Origin of the sequence: Herbaspirillum sp. NPDC101396 (assembly GCF_044767365.1) — a bacterium.
In the GTDB taxonomy this organism is placed as follows: domain Bacteria; phylum Pseudomonadota; class Gammaproteobacteria; order Burkholderiales; family Burkholderiaceae_D; genus Herbaspirillum.
In genome coordinates this window covers 348,487-366,735 of sequence record NZ_JBIWNT010000006.1, presented here as the reverse complement: position 1 = coordinate 366,735, position 18,249 = coordinate 348,487, and the positions used below count along the sequence as shown (strand labels likewise).

27 protein-coding genes are annotated in these 18,249 nt (G+C 55.4%); all 27 read right to left on the bottom strand.

Annotated features, from left to right (window positions below; genetic code table 11):
• Window positions 1-4 precede the first annotated feature (4 nt).
• The 27 genes from rplO to ACIROY_RS21590 all read right to left on the bottom strand — a co-directional run bounded on the left by rplO (window position 5) and on the right by ACIROY_RS21590 (window position 17,855).
• Window positions 5-436, bottom strand: a complete 432-nt coding sequence (rplO, locus tag ACIROY_RS21720) for a 50S ribosomal protein L15 (protein ID WP_029363883.1) — start codon at window positions 434-436, stop codon at window positions 5-7.
• A gap of 27 nt (window positions 437-463) precedes the next feature.
• A complete protein-coding gene (rpmD, locus tag ACIROY_RS21715) occupies window positions 464-643 on the bottom strand; it encodes a 50S ribosomal protein L30 (protein ID WP_007875342.1) in 180 nt (59 codons plus the stop codon).
• A 10-nt stretch (window positions 644-653) separates the two neighbouring features.
• Window positions 654-1,172, bottom strand: coding sequence for a 30S ribosomal protein S5 (gene rpsE / locus ACIROY_RS21710; RefSeq protein WP_016836024.1), 519 nt, complete (start codon window positions 1,170-1,172; stop codon window positions 654-656).
• An 11-nt stretch (window positions 1,173-1,183) separates the two neighbouring features.
• Entirely contained in the window at window positions 1,184-1,546 is a 363-nt protein-coding gene (gene rplR, locus ACIROY_RS21705) for a 50S ribosomal protein L18 (protein ID WP_016836025.1), read from the bottom strand.
• A gap of 12 nt (window positions 1,547-1,558) precedes the next feature.
• Window positions 1,559-2,092 carry a 50S ribosomal protein L6 gene (rplF, locus tag ACIROY_RS21700; RefSeq protein WP_016836026.1) on the bottom strand — a complete coding sequence of 178 codons (534 nt, stop codon included), beginning with the start codon at window positions 2,090-2,092 and terminating at the stop codon, window positions 1,559-1,561.
• A gap of 10 nt (window positions 2,093-2,102) precedes the next feature.
• Complete coding sequence (gene rpsH / locus ACIROY_RS21695) at window positions 2,103-2,498, bottom strand: 30S ribosomal protein S8 (protein ID WP_007875335.1); 396 nt, start codon at window positions 2,496-2,498, stop codon at window positions 2,103-2,105.
• A gap of 14 nt (window positions 2,499-2,512) precedes the next feature.
• Entirely contained in the window at window positions 2,513-2,818 is a 306-nt protein-coding gene (gene rpsN / locus ACIROY_RS21690; RefSeq protein WP_007875333.1) for a 30S ribosomal protein S14, read from the bottom strand.
• Window positions 2,819-2,825: 7 nt separating this feature from the next.
• Window positions 2,826-3,365, bottom strand: coding sequence for a 50S ribosomal protein L5 (gene rplE, locus ACIROY_RS21685; RefSeq protein ID WP_016836027.1), 540 nt, complete (start codon window positions 3,363-3,365; stop codon window positions 2,826-2,828).
• Between the two features lie 6 nt (window positions 3,366-3,371).
• Window positions 3,372-3,686: a 50S ribosomal protein L24 gene (rplX, locus tag ACIROY_RS21680; protein WP_402277757.1), complete on the bottom strand. Its 315-nt coding sequence runs from the start codon at window positions 3,684-3,686 to the stop codon at window positions 3,372-3,374.
• A gap of 9 nt (window positions 3,687-3,695) precedes the next feature.
• Complete coding sequence (gene rplN / locus ACIROY_RS21675) at window positions 3,696-4,064, bottom strand: 50S ribosomal protein L14 (protein WP_016836029.1); 369 nt, start codon at window positions 4,062-4,064, stop codon at window positions 3,696-3,698.
• 201 nt (window positions 4,065-4,265) lie between these two features.
• The gene (gene rpsQ / locus ACIROY_RS21670) at window positions 4,266-4,538 is read right to left on the bottom strand and encodes a 30S ribosomal protein S17 (protein WP_016836030.1); all 273 of its coding nucleotides are present in this window, start codon (window positions 4,536-4,538) and stop codon (window positions 4,266-4,268) included.
• The gene (gene rpmC, locus ACIROY_RS21665) at window positions 4,535-4,726 is read right to left on the bottom strand and encodes a 50S ribosomal protein L29 (protein ID WP_016836031.1); all 192 of its coding nucleotides are present in this window, start codon (window positions 4,724-4,726) and stop codon (window positions 4,535-4,537) included. The genes rpsQ and rpmC overlap by 4 nt, the downstream gene beginning before the upstream one ends.
• 12 nt (window positions 4,727-4,738) lie before the next feature.
• Window positions 4,739-5,158 (bottom strand): 50S ribosomal protein L16, encoded by a 420-nt coding sequence (gene rplP / locus ACIROY_RS21660; RefSeq protein ID WP_007875315.1) that lies wholly within the window; start codon window positions 5,156-5,158, stop codon window positions 4,739-4,741.
• Window positions 5,159-5,160: 2 nt separating this feature from the next.
• The gene (rpsC, locus tag ACIROY_RS21655; protein WP_053200843.1) at window positions 5,161-5,979 is read right to left on the bottom strand and encodes a 30S ribosomal protein S3; all 819 of its coding nucleotides are present in this window, start codon (window positions 5,977-5,979) and stop codon (window positions 5,161-5,163) included.
• A gap of 9 nt (window positions 5,980-5,988) precedes the next feature.
• The gene (gene rplV / locus ACIROY_RS21650) at window positions 5,989-6,321 is read right to left on the bottom strand and encodes a 50S ribosomal protein L22 (RefSeq protein ID WP_016836033.1); all 333 of its coding nucleotides are present in this window, start codon (window positions 6,319-6,321) and stop codon (window positions 5,989-5,991) included.
• Between the two features lie 6 nt (window positions 6,322-6,327).
• A complete protein-coding gene (rpsS, locus tag ACIROY_RS21645; RefSeq protein WP_007875308.1) occupies window positions 6,328-6,603 on the bottom strand; it encodes a 30S ribosomal protein S19 in 276 nt (91 codons plus the stop codon).
• 9 nt (window positions 6,604-6,612) lie between these two features.
• A complete protein-coding gene (gene rplB / locus ACIROY_RS21640) occupies window positions 6,613-7,437 on the bottom strand; it encodes a 50S ribosomal protein L2 (RefSeq protein WP_265216066.1) in 825 nt (274 codons plus the stop codon).
• A complete protein-coding gene (gene rplW, locus ACIROY_RS21635) occupies window positions 7,437-7,751 on the bottom strand; it encodes a 50S ribosomal protein L23 (RefSeq protein ID WP_016836036.1) in 315 nt (104 codons plus the stop codon). Before rplW ends, rplB begins: the two co-directional genes overlap by 1 nt.
• Window positions 7,748-8,368, bottom strand: a complete 621-nt coding sequence (gene rplD / locus ACIROY_RS21630) for a 50S ribosomal protein L4 (RefSeq protein WP_016836037.1) — start codon at window positions 8,366-8,368, stop codon at window positions 7,748-7,750. Before rplD ends, rplW begins: the two co-directional genes overlap by 4 nt.
• A gap of 3 nt (window positions 8,369-8,371) precedes the next feature.
• Window positions 8,372-9,028 carry a 50S ribosomal protein L3 gene (rplC, locus tag ACIROY_RS21625; protein WP_053200846.1) on the bottom strand — a complete coding sequence of 219 codons (657 nt, stop codon included), beginning with the start codon at window positions 9,026-9,028 and terminating at the stop codon, window positions 8,372-8,374.
• A 205-nt stretch (window positions 9,029-9,233) separates the two neighbouring features.
• Window positions 9,234-9,551 (bottom strand): 30S ribosomal protein S10, encoded by a 318-nt coding sequence (rpsJ, locus tag ACIROY_RS21620; RefSeq protein ID WP_016836039.1) that lies wholly within the window; start codon window positions 9,549-9,551, stop codon window positions 9,234-9,236.
• 64 nt (window positions 9,552-9,615) lie between these two features.
• A complete protein-coding gene (gene tuf, locus ACIROY_RS21615) occupies window positions 9,616-10,812 on the bottom strand; it encodes an elongation factor Tu (protein WP_016836040.1) in 1,197 nt (398 codons plus the stop codon).
• A gap of 81 nt (window positions 10,813-10,893) precedes the next feature.
• Window positions 10,894-12,999, bottom strand: a complete 2,106-nt coding sequence (fusA, locus tag ACIROY_RS21610) for an elongation factor G (protein WP_402277758.1) — start codon at window positions 12,997-12,999, stop codon at window positions 10,894-10,896.
• Between the two features lie 127 nt (window positions 13,000-13,126).
• Window positions 13,127-13,597 carry a 30S ribosomal protein S7 gene (gene rpsG, locus ACIROY_RS21605; protein ID WP_016836042.1) on the bottom strand — a complete coding sequence of 157 codons (471 nt, stop codon included), beginning with the start codon at window positions 13,595-13,597 and terminating at the stop codon, window positions 13,127-13,129.
• A gap of 137 nt (window positions 13,598-13,734) precedes the next feature.
• On the bottom strand, window positions 13,735-14,118 hold the full coding sequence (rpsL, locus tag ACIROY_RS21600) for a 30S ribosomal protein S12 (protein ID WP_053200552.1): 384 nt from the start codon (window positions 14,116-14,118) through the stop codon (window positions 13,735-13,737).
• 301 nt (window positions 14,119-14,419) lie between these two features.
• On the bottom strand, window positions 14,420-15,553 hold the full coding sequence (locus ACIROY_RS21595) for a hemin-degrading factor (protein ID WP_402344148.1): 1,134 nt from the start codon (window positions 15,551-15,553) through the stop codon (window positions 14,420-14,422).
• A 49-nt stretch (window positions 15,554-15,602) separates the two neighbouring features.
• Entirely contained in the window at window positions 15,603-17,855 is a 2,253-nt protein-coding gene (locus ACIROY_RS21590; RefSeq protein ID WP_402277760.1) for a TonB-dependent hemoglobin/transferrin/lactoferrin family receptor, read from the bottom strand.
• Window positions 17,856-18,249: the final 394 nt, after the last annotated feature.

Sequence of the window (18,249 nt, the reverse complement as noted above, 5' to 3'; positions counted from 1 at the left end):
CAGATTAAGCTACCGAACCGCCGGCAGCTTCAATAGCTGCTTTTGCGCCCTTGGTAGCAATCAAACCCTTGACTGTTACTTTCTTGGTCAGCTCACCCGACAGGATGATGCGGACAACCTTGGCCAGTTCGCCGATGACGCCGGCTTGCTTCAATGCCAGGATATCGATCTCGGTAACCGGCAGGCTTTCCAGGTCGGACAAACGGACTTCAGCCTTGTACGGCGCTGCCAGCGACTTGAAACCGCGCTTTGGCAGACGACGTTGCAGAGGCATCTGACCACCTTCGAAGCCGACTTTATGGAAGCCGCCCGAACGCGATTTTTGACCCTTGTGACCACGACCGGCTGTCTTGCCCAGGCCAGAACCGATACCACGGCCGACGCGACGCTTGTAGTGCTTGGCGCCATCAGCTGGTTGGATTGTGTTTAATTCCATGATTTGCTCCGTTCGCAAGCCCAAGGCTTACGAAACCACTTTCACAAGATAGGACACTTTGTTGATCATGCCGCGAACCGATGGGGTGTCTTGCAATTCGGAGACCGAATTAACGCGACGCAGTCCCAGACCGCGCACTGTTGCACGGTGGTCTTGGCGAGTACCGATCAAACCTTTGACCAGTTGTACTTTGATTGTGTTTGCCATCTGTTTTACCTTAGCCCAGGATGTCTTCAACAGACTTGCCGCGCTTGGCTGCAATTTCTGCTGGAGTGTTCATTTTGGCCAAACCGTCGAGTGTTGCACGGACCATGTTGTAAGGATTGGTGGAACCATTCGACTTTGCAACAACGTTGGTCACGCCCATCACTTCGAAAATTGCGCGCATCGGGCCGCCGGCGATCACACCGGTACCGTCTTTGGCTGGCGACATCAGAACCGACGACGCACCATGCTTGCCGGTCACTGTATGTTGCAGAGTACCGTTCTTCAAGGTGACCTTGATCATCTTGCGACGGGCTTCTTCCATTGCCTTTTGCACTGCAACTGGCACTTCTTTCGACTTGCCCTTGCCCATGCCGATACGGCCATCGCCGTCACCAACAACTGCCAGCGCTGCGAAACCCATGATACGACCACCCTTCACCACTTTGGTGACACGGTTGACCGCGATCATTTTTTCGCGCATGCCGTCATCCGGCTTGTCGCTTTGCATTTTCGATTGCATTTTTGCCATGATGATTTTCCTTAGAACTTCAGGCCGGCTTCACGCGCAGCTTCAGCCAACGCCTTGACGCGGCCGTGATAACGGAAACCGGAGCGGTCAAACGCTACTTCGGTGACTCCAGCTTTCAGTGCCTTCTCGGCGACGCGCTTGCCTACCAATGTCGCGGCAGCAGCGTTGCCGCCCTTGCCCGATTGGCCAGCCAGTTGTTGGCGAACTTCCGCTTCCAACGTCGATGCCGAAGCCAGGACGTTTGCGTCGGGGCCGATGATGCTCGCGTAGATGTGCGTGTTGGTACGATGCACGGCCAGGCGATTGACCTTTAATTCTGCGATCTTGGCACGGGTTTGAGTCGCGCGGCGCAGACGTGATTGTTTCTTGTCCATCGTCAACCCCTATTACTTCTTCTTGGTTTCTTTGAGTACAACCACTTCATCCGAATAGCGAACGCCCTTGCCCTTGTAAGGCTCTGGCTGACGATATGCACGGATTTCAGCGGCGACCTGGCCAACTACTTGGCGGTCGATACCCTTGATTAAGATCTCGGTTTGAGTCGGGGTTTCACACTTGATGCCTTGTGGCATCTGGTGAACGATCGGGTGCGAAAAGCCCAGCGACAGATTCAGCTTGTCGCCTTGTGCTTGAGCGCGGAAACCCACACCAACCAAGTTCAGCTTCTTTTCGAAACCCTTAGTGACACCGTTGACCATGTTATTGACCAACGCACGCAGGGTACCGGACATTGCATTCGCTTCGCGGCTGTCATCTGCCACTTCGAAGTTCAGCGTGCCATTGTTGTTTGCAACTTTCACCAGGCCAGTCAATGGCTGGGAAAGCGAGCCCAACGGGCCTTTTACTGTGATCTGCGCTGCAGTAATGGTCGCTTCCGCGCCACCTGGCAGTGCAATCGGCATTTTACCAACACGAGACATATTGCACTCCTTAGGCCACGTAGCAAATCACTTCGCCACCGACACCGGTAGCGCGCGCTTTGCGATCTGTCATGACGCCACGTGGAGTGGAAACGATTGCCACACCCAGGCCGTTCATCACGTTAGGAATCTCGTCTTTGCCTTTGTAAATACGCAGGCCAGGACGGGACACGCGCTCGAGGCGCTCGATAACTGGACGACCGGCATAGTACTTCAGGCCGATTTTCAGTTCTGCTTTGCCGCCGGCTTCTGCCACGGCGAAGTCTTCGATATAGCCCTCGTCCTTGAGGACGTTAGCAATTGCGATTTTGACCTTCGACGACGGCATTGCTACGGTCGTCTTTTGCACAACTTGCGCATTGCGGATACGGGTCAGCATATCGGCGATAGGATCGCTCATACTCATTGCTTGTTCTCCTATTACCAGCTGGCTTTAGTCAAACCCGGGATTTCGCCACGCATGGCGATTTCACGGACCTTAATACGGCCCAAACCGAATTTACGGAATGTGCCACGTGGACGACCTGTCAGTGCGCAACGATTACGTTGGCGGGTCGGAGCAGAGTTACGTGGCAGCGCTTGCAACTTCAGGCGCGCTTCGTAACGTTCTTCTTCCGACTTGGATTGGTCGTCGATGATTGCCTTCAACTCAGCGCGCTTGCCGGCGTATTTCTTCACCAGATCTGCACGCTTTTGTTCACGGTTAATCAGTGCCAGTTTTGCCATGGCAGCCTCAGTTTCTGAACGGGAATTTAAATGCGGCGAGGAGCGATTTCGCTTCGTCGTCGGTCTTCGCGGTTGTCGTGATGCTGATATTCAAGCCACGCAGCGCATCGATTTTGTCGTATTCAATTTCGGGGAAAATGATTTGCTCTTTCACACCGATATTGTAGTTACCACGACCATCGAAAGCACGACCGGAGACACCACGGAAGTCACGCACACGCGGCAGAGCCACGGTGATGAAACGATCCAGGAACTCGTACATCTGGGCGCCACGCAGGGTCACCATGCAACCAATTGGGTAGCCTTCACGGATCTTGAAACCCGCAATCGCTTTACGCGCCTTGGTCACGACCGGCTTTTGACCAGCAATCTTGGTCAAATCGCCGACAGCGTGCTCGATGATTTTCTTATCCGCAACAGCTTCCGACAGACCCATGTTCAATGTGATCTTCAGAATGCGCGGAACTTCCATTACCGACTTATAAGCGTACTTAGCAGTCAAGTCGGCAACGACTTTTTCTTTATAGAACTCTTGGAGACGTGCCATGATCTATTAAACCTTAACAACTTCGCCGCTGGATTTATAAGCGCGGACTTTCTTGCCGTCCACGTTCTTGTAACCCACGCGATCTGCCTTGCCGGCCGTCGCATTGAACAATGCGAGGTTCGACACATGAATTGGCATCAGCTTATCGACGATGCCGCCAGTTGCACCAGTCATTGGATTAGGCTTGGTCGCTTTTTTAGCGACGTTAATGCCGTCAACAACAACGTAATCAGCGCTGACACGCTGAGTTACCACACCGCGCTTACCTTTGTCTTTGCCGGTCAGCACGATGACTTCATCGTTCTTACGAATCTTTCCCATGACCACTCCTTACAGAACTTCAGGCGCCAGAGAGACGATCTTCATGAAGCGCTCTGTACGCAGCTCACGAGTAACTGGCCCGAAAATACGGGTACCGATAGGCTCAAGCTTGGCGTTCAGCAGGACAGCAGCATTGCTGTCGAACTTGACCAAGGAACCATCCTGACGACGCACGCCCTTGGCGGTACGAACGACGACAGCGTTATAAATTTCACCTTTTTTGACGCGACCGCGTGGAGCTGCGCTCTTCACGGTAACTTTAATCACGTCACCGATGCCTGCGTAACGGCGCTTGGAACCACCCAAGACTTTGATGCACAAAACTTCGCGCGCACCGGTGTTGTCGGCCACTTCGAGCCGGCTTTCAGTTTGAATCATGATATTTTCTTTCCCAACTTAATCCGCTTAAATCACACAATGTGAATCGCGGTCAGTCTTGGTCCTGTTAGCAAGCGAACCTGCTAGTTAGGGGACGATTAAGCTACGTAACTGCATCTTGCCTCTCGGCCTTGCCAAACACCAAGAAGCAAAGGAGAGCTCAGCATTATGACGCCATAATGCTGAGTAAGCAAGCACTACTTAAACTATTTGTGCCACTTGTACAACGCGTGTCACGCTCCAAGCTTTGGTCTTGGAGATTGGACGACCTTCCTGGATCTCGACGGTGTCGCCAGTCTTCGCCTGGTTGGCTTCATCATGAGCGTGGTACTTGTTGGTACGCACGATGATTTTGCCGTACAGAGGATGCTTGACGTGACGCTCGATCAGAACGGTAACAGTCTTATCCATCTTGTCGGACACAACCTTGCCAATCAGCGTGCGCTTGAGCGCTTGTTTCACTTGATCGTTCATTGTTGACCCTTCGAATTGATGACTGTTTTCACACGTGCGATATCGCGACGTACTTTCTTCAGTTGCGCAGTATTGTTCAGTTGCTGCGTAGCCACTTGCATGCGCAAGCTGAAGTGAGCCTTCAGCAGCTCATTCAGTTCTTTGGCCAGAGCCGCTTCGTCTTTACCACGGAGTTCAGATGCTTTCATATTCCGCTCCTATTATTGACCGACTTGACGAACAACAAAAGTCGTCGACAGTGGCAATTTGGCTGCTGCCAAGCGGAACGCTTCACGCGCCAGAGCTTCGTCAACACCATCCATCTCGTACAGCATCTTACCTGGCTGAATTTCAGCCACGTAGTATTCTGGATTACCCTTACCATTACCCATACGCACTTCAGCAGGCTTTTGGGAAATCGGCTTGTCCGGGAAAACGCGGATCCAGATACGACCGCCACGCTTGATGTGACGGGTCATAGCACGACGAGCGGCTTCGATCTGACGCGCCGTGATACGACCACGGCCAACTGCCTTCAGACCAAATTCGCCAAACGATACGGCTGTACCACGCGAGTGCGAGATACCCGTATTGCGACCTTTTTGTTCTTTACGATATTTTCTACGTGCTGGTTGCAGCATGATTATTCTCCTGCTTTCTCAGCCGACACACCGGCATCGGCAGCTTGACGTGGAGCACGCTTGGCGCCCGCACCTGCTGGAGCACCGGCGGTCTTCGGACGAGGACGAGCACCTGGCTTGCCATCATCACGACGTGGACCGCGACGCTTCTTGTCGTCTTCTGGCTCACCGACCAACACTGGTGCATCGCCGTTAGCCAGACGATCGCCCTTGTAAACCCAAACCTTGATACCGATGATGCCGTATGTGGTTTGTGCTTCGCCGAAGCCGTAGTCGATATCAGCGCGCAGGGTGTGCAGAGGCACGCGGCCTTCGCGATACCATTCCTTGCGGGCGATTTCAATACCGTTCAGACGACCGGACGACATGATCTTGATGCCTTGAGCACCCAGACGCATTGCGTTTTGCATCGCACGCTTCATGGCGCGACGGAACATGATACGCTTTTCGAGCTGCTGAGCGATCGAATCGGCGATCAATTGCGCATCGGCTTCCGGCTTGCGGATTTCTTCGATGTTGACGTGCACGGGCACGCCCATCAATTTACCCAGCGCTGCCTTCAGCACTTCGATGTCTTCACCCTTCTTACCGATCACAACGCCTGGACGGGAGCTGTAAATGGTGATGCGGGCGTTCTTCGCCGGACGCTCGATAACGACGCGACCAACCGAAGCGTTCTTCAGTTTTGTCTTCAGGTAAGCACGAACCTTCAGATCTTCGTTGAGCATGTCGGCAAAATTGTTATTGCCTGCATACCAGCGCGATCCCCAGTTACGTGTAACCGCCAGACGGAAACCGGTTGGATGAATCTTCTGTCCCATCGTGACTCCTTAGTTTCCGACAGTCACGTAAATGTGACAGGATTGCTTGGAAATACGATCACCACGGCCTTTTGCACGCGCTGTGAAGCGCTTGAGGACCGTACCTTTTTCCACATAAATAGTCGTGACTTTGAGCTCGTCAATGTCGGCGCCATCATTGTGTTCGGCGTTCGCGATTGCGGACTCCAGAACCTTCTTGATGATGACCGCACCCTTTTTAGGGCTGAAGGCCAAGATATTCAGTGCTTGATCAACTTTTTTGCCGCGGATCAGGTCTGCAACCAGACGGCCCTTCTGGGCCGACAGATGCACACCACGCAGGGTAGCTTTAGTTTCCATCATAGGACCTTATTTCTTAGCCTTCTTATCGGCGGCGTGACCCTTGAACGTACGGGTCAGCGCGAATTCACCGAGCTTATGACCAACCATGTTTTCGGACACATACACCGGCACGTGTTGCTTGCCGTTGTGCACCGCGATCGTCAGGCCGATGAAATCCGGCATGATTGTCGAACGACGGGACCATGTCTTGATTGGCTTCTTGTCTTTAGTCGCTTGAGCGGCCTCAACCTTTTTGACCAGGTGAGCGTCGCAGAATGGACCTTTTTTCAATGAACGTGTCATGTTTTATCCTTATTTCTTGCCGCGGCGCGAGACAATCATTGAAGTCGTACGCTTGTTGCTGCGTGTCTTCTTGCCCTTGGTCTGTTGACCCCACGGCGAAACTGGATGACGACCTGCTGCAGTCTTACCTTCACCACCACCGTGCGGGTGATCGACCGGGTTCATGACCACACCACGCACTGTCGGACGAACGCCACGCCAACGCATGGCACCAGCTTTACCGATCTTGCGCAGATTGTGTTCGCCGTTACCGACTTCACCGATGGTTGCTCGGCATTCGATGTGAATGCGGCGCACTTCACCGGAGCGCAGACGCACCTGAGCGTAAGTACCTTCGCGCGCCATCAGCACAACGCCGGCGCCGGCGGTACGAGCGATCTGAGCACCCTTGCCTGGCAACATTTCCACGCAGTGGATTGTTGTACCGACAGGAATGTTGCGGATCGGCAGCGAGTTACCAGCCTTGATCGGCGCTTCCGAGCCGCTGATCAGCTGATCGCCGACTGCGATGCCCTTGGGAGCGATGATGTACTTGCGTTCGCCGTCTGCGTAGCACAGCAGAGCAATGTGCGCAGTACGGTTCGGGTCGTATTCGATACGCTCGACCTTGGCAACGATACCGTCCTTGTTACGACGGAAGTCGATAACGCGGTAGTGTTGCTTGTGGCCGCCACCGATATGACGGGTGGTGATGTGACCGTTGTTGTTACGACCAGCAGTCTTGGACTTCTTTTCGATCAGGCCGGCAAACGGACGACCCTTGTACAGGTCGCTGACGACCTTGACCATGCCACGACGACCAGGCGAGGTTGGTTTAACTTTTACGAGTGCCATTATTTAGCCTCCTCGGTGAAGTTGATCTCTTGACCAGGCTTCAGGCTGACAAATGCGCGACGTGTATGGTTGCGGCGACCAACCGAACGGCCGGAGCGCTTTTGCTTACCTTGACGATTCGCGACCTGAACGGACTCCACTTGGACCTTGAACAGCAGTTCGACCGCAGCCTTGACTTCCAGCTTGGTCGCATCTTGCGTCACCAGAAAAACGACTTGCTCGTTTTTCTCAGCGACGAAGGTTGCCTTTTCAGAGATCACCGGCGCCAGCAGCACTTTCAGCAAGCGCTCTTCGCTATGTTTAATTGCGTTCATGCCAGCAACTCCTCAATCTTGGCCAGTGCTTGCTTGGTGATCAGCACTTTCTTGTAGAACACCAGGGAGACTGGATCAGCTTGACGCGGCTCGACAATCAGCACGTTCGGCAGATTGCGCGATGCCAGCAACAGGTTTTCTTCCAGGTTGTCAGTAATGACCAACACGGAGTCCAGACCCATGACCTTCAGCTTTTCGGACAGCAGCTTGGTCTTCGGTGCTTCGACCGAGAAATTCTCGACGATCGACAGACGACCTTCGCGAGCCAACTGGGACAGAATCGAGCAGACACCTGCGCGATACATCTTCTTGTTGACCTTGTGCGAGAAGTTTTCGTCAGGCGAGTTCGGGAAAATACGACCACCGCCGCGCCACAGTGGCGACGACGACATACCGGCACGAGCGCGGCCAGTACCCTTTTGGCGCCATGGCTTCTTGGTTGTGTGGTGCACTTCTTCACGGTCTTTTTGCTTGCGGTTACCGCTGCGAGCATTGGCTTGATAAGCCACGACGACTTGATGAATCAGCGCTTCGTTGTAGTCACGACCAAAGATCGTGTCAGGGGCAGCGACGTTCGATGCGGCTTGACCTTGATCATTCAGGAGCTTGAGTTCCATGAATTAGGCTCCCTTCTTGGCTTTAACTTTGACTGCCGGCGACACGACCACTTGGCCGTTCTTCGCGCCTGGCACGGCACCCTTGACCAGCAGCAATTGACGCTCAGCGTCGATGCGTGCGATCTCGAGGTTTTGCACTGTGCAGGTAACGTCACCCAGGTGACCGGTCATGCGCTTACCAGGGAAAACACGACCTGGATCCTGCGCCATACCGATGGAGCCTGGAACATTGTGCGAACGGGAGTTACCGTGGGATGCGCGACCGGATGCGAAGTTGTGGCGCTTGATCGTACCAGCGTAGCCCTTACCGATGGACACGCCTTGCACGTCCACTTTCTGGCCAGCTTCGAACAAGCTTGCTGCGACGACGTCGCCAGCTTTCAACTCGGCAGCCTTGGCTGCGTCAATGCGGAATTCTTTCAGGACGGTACCAGCTTCAACGCCAGCTTTGGCGTAGTGACCGGCAGCAGCTTTAGTCACACGCGAGGCGCGACGCTGACCGTATGCGACCTGAACAGCGGAATAGCCATCCACTTCAGGCGTTTTGATTTGGGTCACGCGGTTGTTCGACACATCCAACACGGTCACAGGAATAGAATCCCCGTCTTCCGTGAAGATACGCATCATACCAACCTTGCGACCAACAAGGCCTAGGCTCATTGTTTTTCTCCATTCCCGCCTGCGATTGGGCGGGGCTGATGTTTGTACTACTAAAATATGTGAAATCGCCGAGACAAAAAGCCAGCGCGACTCCACCGAAGCCGATCAGTATAACCGGGTAAATTTTTATTTGCAATACCCGACAGTGTCGTGGTATGTCAAAGTCCTACCCGGTCATACTTTTTACAACACCTGCCGCAAAAGCTTATTGCAGCTTGATTTCTACATCAACGCCAGCCGGCAGATCCAGCTTCATCAGTGCATCGACTGTCTTGTCGGTCGGATCAACGATGTCCATCAGACGCTGGTGCGTGCGGATTTCAAATTGATCGCGCGAGGTCTTGTTGACGTGTGGCGAACGCAGAACGTCGAAACGTTGGATGCGTGTCGGCAGCGGAACTGGACCCTTGACGACGGCGCCGGTGCGCTTTGCCGTGTCGACGATTTCCTGTGCGGATTGGTCGATCAGACGGTAGTCGAATGCCTTCAGGCGGATACGGATTTTTTGGCTAGGAACTGACATGGTTTTCCTTTAAAGAACGAACCGCGGATGACAACCATCCGCGGCAATGATAAATAACTACGTATTACGCGTCTGGCAGGATCTTGGCAACCACACCGGCGCCGACGGTACGACCGCCTTCACGGATAGCGAAACGCAGACCTTCTTCCATCGCGATCGGGTTGATCAGCATCACGGTGATCGACACGTTGTCGCCTGGCATGACCATTTCCTTGTCCTTCGGCAACTCGATCGAACCAGTCACGTCCGTAGTACGGAAGTAGAACTGTGGACGATAGTTGTTGAAGAACGGAGTATGACGGCCGCCTTCGTCTTTCGACAATACATAGATCTCGCCGGTGAAGTGCTTGTGCGGCTTGATCGAACCTGGCTTGGCCAACACTTGGCCACGCTCCACGTCTTCACGCTTGGTGCCGCGCAGCAGCACGCCAACGTTGTCGCCTGCCTGACCTTGGTCCAGCAGCTTGCGGAACATTTCGACGCCGGTGCAAACTGTGTCTTGTGTGTCGCGGATACCGACGATTTGCAGGGCTTCGCCGACCTTGACGATACCGCGCTCAACGCGACCGGTCACAACGGTACCGCGGCCGGAGATCGAGAACACGTCTTCCACTGGCAGCAGGAAGGCGCCGTCAACAGCACGTTCCGGTGTCGGGATGTAAGTGTCCAGCGCTTCTGCCAGGGCCATGATCGCTTGCTCGCCCAGCGGGCCAGTGTCGCCTTCGAGGGCCAGCTTCGCCGAACCCTTGATGATTGGCAGGTCGTCGCCTGGGAATTCGTACTTGGTCAACAGCTCGCGCACTTCCATTTCGACCAGTTCCAGCAGCTCTTCATCATCAACCATGTCGGCCTTGTTCAGGAACACGATGATGTAAGGAACGCCAACTTGACGCGACAGCAGGATGTGTTCGCGCGTTTGTGGCATCGGGCCGTCTGCTGCGGAGCAAACCAGGATCGCGCCGTCCATCTGCGCGGCGCCGGTGATCATGTTCTTCACATAATCAGCGTGGCCTGGGCAGTCAACGTGTGCGTAGTGACGGTTTGCTGTTTCGTATTCAACGTGCGCAGTGTTGATGGTGATGCCGCGTGCCTTTTCTTCTGGCGCTGCGTCAATTTGATCGTAGGCCTTCGCTTCGCCGCCGAATTTCTTCGACAACACGGTCGCGATTGCGGCTGTCAGTGTGGTCTTGCCGTGGTCAACGTGACCAATCGTGCCAACGTTCACGTGCGGCTTGGTCCGCTCGAATTTACCTTTTGCCATTTTGCATTTCCTTCAAAAAGAACGATTTTCTCAACAATTAAAAGCGCATCCCTGCCAACGCAGGGAATGCGCAAAACTAAATTACTTGGTCTTGGAAGTAACGATCGCGTCGATGACGTTCTTCGGTGCTTCGGAGTAGTGCTTGAACTCCATCGAATATGTCGCACGACCTTGTGTTGCCGAACGCAACGAAGTCGAGTAACCGAACATCTCCGACAGCGGCACTTCAGCCTTGATGATCTTGCCGCCACCGCCGGCGATTTCATCCATGCCTTGCACCATACCGCGGCGGGACGACAGATCGCCCATCACGGTACCGGCGTAGTCTTCCGGTGTTTCAACTTCAACGGCCATCATCGGCTCCAGAATGACCGGGCTGGCTTTACGGCAACCATCCTTGAACGCCATCGAGCCGGCCATGCGGAACGCATTTTCGTTCGAGTCGACGTCATGGTAGGAACCGAAGAACAGAGTGACCTTGACGTCAACCACTGGATAGCCGGCCAACACGCCGGTGTTCAGTGTTTCACGCACACCCTTTTCAACTGCAGGGATGAATTCGCGAGGAACGGTACCGCCCTTGATCGCGTCAACGAATTCGAAGCCCTTGCCCGGCTCTTGCGGTTCGATCTTCAGAACCACGTGACCGTACTGACCACGACCACCGGATTGCTTGACGAACTTGCCTTCGATTTCTTCGCAAGTCTTGCGGATGGTTTCGCGGTAAGCAACTTGTGGCTTGCCGACGGTCGCTTCGACGTTGAATTCACGCTTCATGCGGTCGACGATAATGTCCAGATGCAACTCGCCCATACCGGCGATGATCGTTTGACCCGATTCTTCGTCGGTACGCACGCGGAACGACGGATCTTCTGCAGCCAGACGGTTCAGCGCCAGGCCCATCTTTTCCTGGTCAGCCTTGGTCTTTGGCTCGACAGCTTGCGAAATCACTGGCTCAGGGAAGACCATGCGTTCCAGCACGACCACAGCCTTGTCGTCGCACAGGGTGTCGCCGGTTGTGGTGTCTTTCAGACCGACCACGGCAGCGATATCGCCTGCCAGCATTTCCTTGATTTCTTCACGTTGATTGGCGTGCATCTGAACGATACGGCCAATACGTTCCTTCTTGGACTTCACCGAGTTGAACACGGTGTCGCCCGAATTCAGGGTGCCCGAGTAGCAACGAATGAAGCACAGCTGACCAACGAACGGGTCAGTTGCGATCTTGAATGCGAGCGCCGAGAACTTCTCGGTGTCTTCTGCTTTACGCACGACCGGCTCGTCGTCTTCATCCAGACCTGGAACAGGCGGGATGTCGACCGGCGACGGCAGGTATTCGATCACGCCATCCAACATGGCTTGCACGCCCTTGTTCTTGAACGCGGTGCCGCACATCATCGGAACGATTTCGCTGGCGATGGTGCGTTGACGGATCGCAGCCTTGATCTCTTCTTCGCTCAGATCACCGTCTTCCAGGTACTTGTTCATCAGTTCTTCGGATGCTTCAGCAGCCGCTTCGACCATGTTCTCGCGCCATTTTTGAGCTTCTGCCTTCAGATGCTCAGGGATATCACGGTAGTCGAACTTCATGCCCTGGCTGGCGTCATCCCAATAAATCGCACGCATCTTGACCAGATCGATCACGCCTTCGAAGTTGTCTTCGGCGCCGATAGGCACTTGCATAGGGATCGGGTTGGCCTTCAGGCGTGCACGCATTTGATCGTACACCTTGAAGAAATTCGCGCCGGTACGGTCCATCTTGTTGACGAACGCCAGACGTGGAACCTTGTACTTGTTCGCTTGACGCCAGACTGTTTCCGACTGTGGCTGCACGCCGCCGACTGCACAGTAGACCATGCAGGCGCCGTCGAGCACGCGCATCGAGCGCTCAACTTCAATGGTGAAGTCAACGTGGCCCGGGGTGTCGATGATGTTGATGTGGTGAGCCGGGAAGTTGTTCGCCATGCCCTTCCAGAAACAGGTCGTCGCAGCCGAGGTAATGGTGATGCCACGCTCTTGCTCTTGTTCCATCCAGTCCATGGTGGCGGCGCCATCATGCACTTCACCGATCTTGTGGTTCACGCCCGTGTAGAACAGAACGCGCTCAGTCGTCGTTGTCTTACCGGCGTCAATGTGAGCGGAAATACCGATGTTGCGGTAGCGCTCAATGGGGGTCTTGCGAGCCATGATTTATTCCTAAGTCTTTAATGCGCGAAACCGAGCGCCATTTTTGTAAAATAGTCGCTCGGCTCGAACAAATTTTAGATACAAGCGAAGTCTTTCCAAAAAGCCCGGAAAGCCCCGCACAGTCTTGTTAGAAGCGGAAGTGCGAGAACGCCTTGTTCGCTTCAGCCATACGGTGAACTTCGTCACGCTTCTTCATCGCACCGCCACGGCCTTCAGCCGCTTCGATCAACTCGCCACCCAGACGTTGCGGCATGGACTTTTCGCTACGCTTGTTTGCGGCTTCGCGCAACCAACGCATCGACAACGCCATACGGCGGACAGGACGCACTTCCACCGGCACCTGGTAGTTGGCGCCACCAACGCGGCGGGACTTCACTTCGACCAGCGGCTTGCAGTTGTTCAGCGCAGCGGAGAACACTTCCAGCGGGTCTTTACCGGTTTTGGTTTGGATATGGTCGAACGCACCGTAGATGATGTTTTCAGCGACCGACTTCTTGCCGGACAACATCAACACGTTGACGAACTTAGCAACTTCAACATTGCCGAACTTTGGATCAGGCAGGATATCCCGCTTGGGTACTTCACGACGACGTGGCATTTCAATTCCTTTCAGTCTTCAGTTGAGCGCGCAGATAAACTCTTGCCGCACTCGCGGACGGCCATCATAGCCAACCACTTACTCGGCCCGTTACGGACCGACACATTTCACCAGGCTTGCGCCCGACAAAAAACAAATTACTTCTTAGCGGCCTTGGCGCGCTTAGCACCGTACTTCGAGCGAGCTTGCTTACGATCCTTGACGCCTTGGGTATCCAGAGCACCACGAACCATGTGGTAACGCACACCCGGCAAATCCTTCACACGGCCGCCGCGCAGCAGCACGACACTATGTTCTTGCAGGTTGTGGCCTTCACCACCGATGTACGAAATCACTTCGAAGCCGTTGGTCAAACGCACTTTTGCAACTTTACGCAAAGCGGAGTTTGGCTTTTTAGGAGTCGTTGTGTAAACACGGGTACATACGCCGCGTTTTTGCGGGCTGTTTTCCAGCGCCGGCGATTTGCTTTTCACGGTCGCGGAGACACGTGGGTTGCGAATCAATTGATTGATGGTTGGCATCGTTTTATATCCAACAAAATTTACGACGTTAATAACATTAATTCCAGGAACGGTTGCTTGGAATTAAACAAGAAACTTGCACGAAAGAAACCTGTGCACACCGATTTTAGAGAAAACGAGAGAAGCGCCGAAGAAAGCCGGAAGCAGACCAAAGAACGCTTAAGCTCAGGAGAGCCCAAATTCGAGAACTCGCGAGTGTATGCCAAAAACGTAAAAGGGTCAAGGGCAGCTCCCTGCGCCCTGACCCCCGTGTCCGTTTTACGACGTTTCTGCCACTTTTTTCATCAAGCGGCATCCCGCGTCAAGACGATTTTGCCAGACTGGCAACAATATTGCGCCAGGCGGCTGTCTCCTCCTTGTTGCGGTCCCGGCGCGAGAAGAAGTTGACGACCTGCTCACCCTTGGCGTCGTAGAACTCCACCGAGGTGATCATGCCGTCCTTGGCCGGACGCTTGACCACCCAGCCATGGTCGATACCGGCCTGGCGCAGATGCAGGTTGAAATCCGGATCCAGCACGTTGTACCACTCTTCGGTCGCCTTCACTTTCGTGATCTTGCCGCTGAAGATTTGTGTCATGCCCGGATTGCTCACGAACACCATGATCGGCTGCCCTTGCGTAGCGGCGCTGTCGAGCAGGGTCTGCACCGACTGTGCACTGATGCGATAGGCGGCATCCTTGCCGATCAGGTCCAGCGCTTGCTCACGCGTAATCCCCAGGTCCTTGAGCAGACGCGGGAATTCATGCACGTCGCTGAGTTCGTTCCAGGTGTCGCGCAACTCCTTGACGTCGACTTCGCCGTTCGGCTTCTTGACGACCTTGGCCGGCGCTTTGTCGACACTCAGGTAGGCAGGCTGCTCGGGTGCCTTGAAGTCCGCCACCAGCTTGTCGAACGCCGCCACGCCGGCTTCGTTGTCGAGGTACACCTTGTTCACCGCGTTGCCATGCACGTCGAAGAACTGCAGACTGCGGCTGATCTTGCCTTCGCGGCCGGGCTGCACCACGGCGAACGCCGAGCGCCATTGATCGGTGCCGAAGCGTAGATCAATGGGGCCCCCGGCGAATCCGGTACCTGGAATCACGCGGCCGTCCGCATTGAGCTTTGCCTGCGTGACCGTTCCGACACGCTCCAGCACGGCGGTGTCATTGCGCGTGATGGCCTTGATCTGGCCAAGCTCATGCAGCCGGTCGTACACCGCCTTGTAGGAGACGCCGCCGTCGCGCAGGCGGGTCGCCCCCTTGCCGACATTGGTGGCGACCAGCTCTGCTTCCGAGACGTTGAGCTTCTGCGCGGCGTCGCGCGGTTGCAGCTTTGGCTGTTCCGCACGCAATGCCGACCAGCGCTCGGCCAGGTTGCTGTTCGGCGTGGTCGAACATGCGGCGATGCTGATGACGCCTGCCGCCAGCAGCAACGCGCCCAGTTTGGTGTATTTCATTTCATGCCTCTTTTCGGTTAAGTGCCTTGCGGCGTTTTTTTTGCTGATGTCAGTATTCGAACTTCATACTGACGTTGAAGCTGCGGCCCGGTTCTGTGTAGGCGTCCTTGTTGGTGGCGCTGTCGGCCAGCGACAGACCACGGATGTCGGTCCAATTCCAGTACTTGCGGTCGAACAGGTTGCGGATGCCGGCATACAGCACAGCGTTCTTGCTGAAGCGATAGCCGGAGCTCAGATCCATGACGAAGAAGGATGGCGAGACGAAGTTGGTCGGCGTCGCAATGTCTTCCTTTTTCTTGGCGGCGTTGTAGACCACGTCGCTCTGCACGAACCACACCTGGCTCGGCTCGTAGCGCACGCCGGCGACCACGGACAATGGCGCCACCGACTCCAGTCCGGTCTTCTTGCCCGTCCGGTCGGTGGTCGTGCCCTTGGTGTAGGCGAAGCCGCTCTTCAGCGAGATACCGTTTTCCATACGCCAGTCGAGGCGTCCCTCGAAGCCGTGGATGGATGCCTTGGCTGCATTCACGTATTGGAAGATGGTCGGGTTGAGTACCGTTCCTGCGCCTGCCACCGACACCGAGTCGATGAAGTTGCGATACTCGCCGGCATAGGCTGCGGTACTGTAGCTGAACAGGCCGGCTGAGGTCGGCAGCTTGCCGCGGAAACCGATTTCATACGAATTGCTGGTCTCCGGCTTGAGAGCCGGATTGGCGATTTGCGAATAGCCCTGCGACGCGTTGTTGAAGTAGGAGTTCACCTCGTGCGGGGACGGCGAACGGAACCCGCGGGCGTACTGGATGTACGGCGCAAATGCGGGTGCGACTTCGTAGATGAAGGCCAGGCGCGGCGAGAATGCGCTGTCCTTGCTGGTCGACGCCGGCTGGCCGTTGGCGACGGCCTGCGCGTCGTACTTGGCGCTGGCTTCCGGCTTGATCTTGTAGGCGTCGTAACGCAGACCCGGCACGATGCTCAATGCGCCGATGCGCATGTCGTCCTGCAGGTAGGCGCCGAACACGCTGTACTCGGTTTTCGGGAAATACTCGCAGTATTGCGTACCGGTGCAGGTCGTCCAGCCGGTGCCGGATGCCGCCATCTGCAACTTGGCCACGCTGAGGTCGACGCCATAGGTCATCTTGTGTTTGACGATGCCGGTGCTGAAGCCGCTCTCGGCCAGCACGCCGCCGCCGAGGATGTCGTCCTGGTAGGTGATGTCACGGAAACGAGGACGCGTCGGCGCAGCGCCGTTTTCGAAGGAGTATTGATTGGTCTTCGAATCGCGGTAGTAAATGTTGGCGCGCAATTTCTGGAACACCGGGTTGTCGACGTCGTCATGCTCGAATTGCAGTTGCAGCTTGTTGCTCTTGACGTCGCTGGTGCTCCGATAACCGGTGATCGTCGGCGCGGCGACGGCGGACAGGCTGTCGCCGCGCAACTTGTTTTCCACCGTTTCAAAACTCAGCTTGAGGAGGTTGCGCGGATCGATCTTGAACACCAGCTTGCCCAGCGCCGAGCGATTGTTGTAGGTCAGTGGATCGGCCTTGGTGCGCGCGGCGCCGGTGCCGCCGACGCTGCCCTTGGTTTCGGTCTCGTTGCCATGACGCGCATTGAGCACCAGCATGCCTTGCACGCGATCATTTCCAAAGGCCATGGTGCCGGTAGCGCCATAGCTGCTGTCGCTCGAATCATAGGAAGGACGCAGCGCAAAGTAGCTGCTCTTGCCGAAGACGTTGAGCAGATCCTGCGGGTCTTTGGTGACGAAGTTGACCACACCGGTCAGACCGTCGCTGCCATACATGGATGACGCCGGACCGCGCAGGATTTCAATACGCTGATACAGGTCGGTATCGGTGTAGGCGCCACGACCGGCGCTCAATGTGCCTTGGCTGAATGCACGCGGCAAGGCCACGCCGTCTTCCAGCAACATGACGCGATTGCCTTCCAGGCCACGGATATTGATGCCTTCGTTGCCGCCCCGCCCCATCGTGGCGGACGCACCGGTCACGCCGCCGACGCGATATACAGAACGGCGCACTTCCACGCCCGGTTCATAGCGCAGCGCATCCTTGATGTCCTTGGCGTTCTGTTGTTCGAGCTCTTCGGCGGTGATCACCGAAACGGTGGCGGCGACACGGTTCAGGTCACTGTCGACGCCGCGGGTGGCGGTGACGGTGATTTCATCGAGCGGGCGATTCAGCGCTGCCAGTTGCTGCGTGGCTTGCTGCGCGGTGGCGGGCGCCATGGCCCATTGTTGCAGTACGACAGCCGTTGCCAAGACCAGTTTTTTCTTGCATAGCTTCATGATAACCATTCCCCTGAGTGAGTTCGGTTACTGGCATGCTGCTAGCTGGCTACCTGGATGTTAGTACGAGATTTTTGCCTGCCCCGCGACTGCACCGCGACATGTTGATCGCGCAGAGTCGTTTTTGTTTTGGTCACGCGCGACGTCCGGTCCGATGAAACGGGTGGGAGTACCGTCGGGCATTCCTGAGGCGGATTATTTTTAATAAGAATAATTCTTATTCAAAGATTGTAGGACAAAACCTGAATCATCTCAAGTTGATTCGTCAGCATTTACACGGCGCTACATGACAGCCCGCGCTCAAGTGCGCTGCAATGTTTCCGTCCATAAAAAAACGGCGCCGGAATTTCTTCCGACGCCGCTCTTCTTTGCCACGTATCCACCCTTCAGGGCA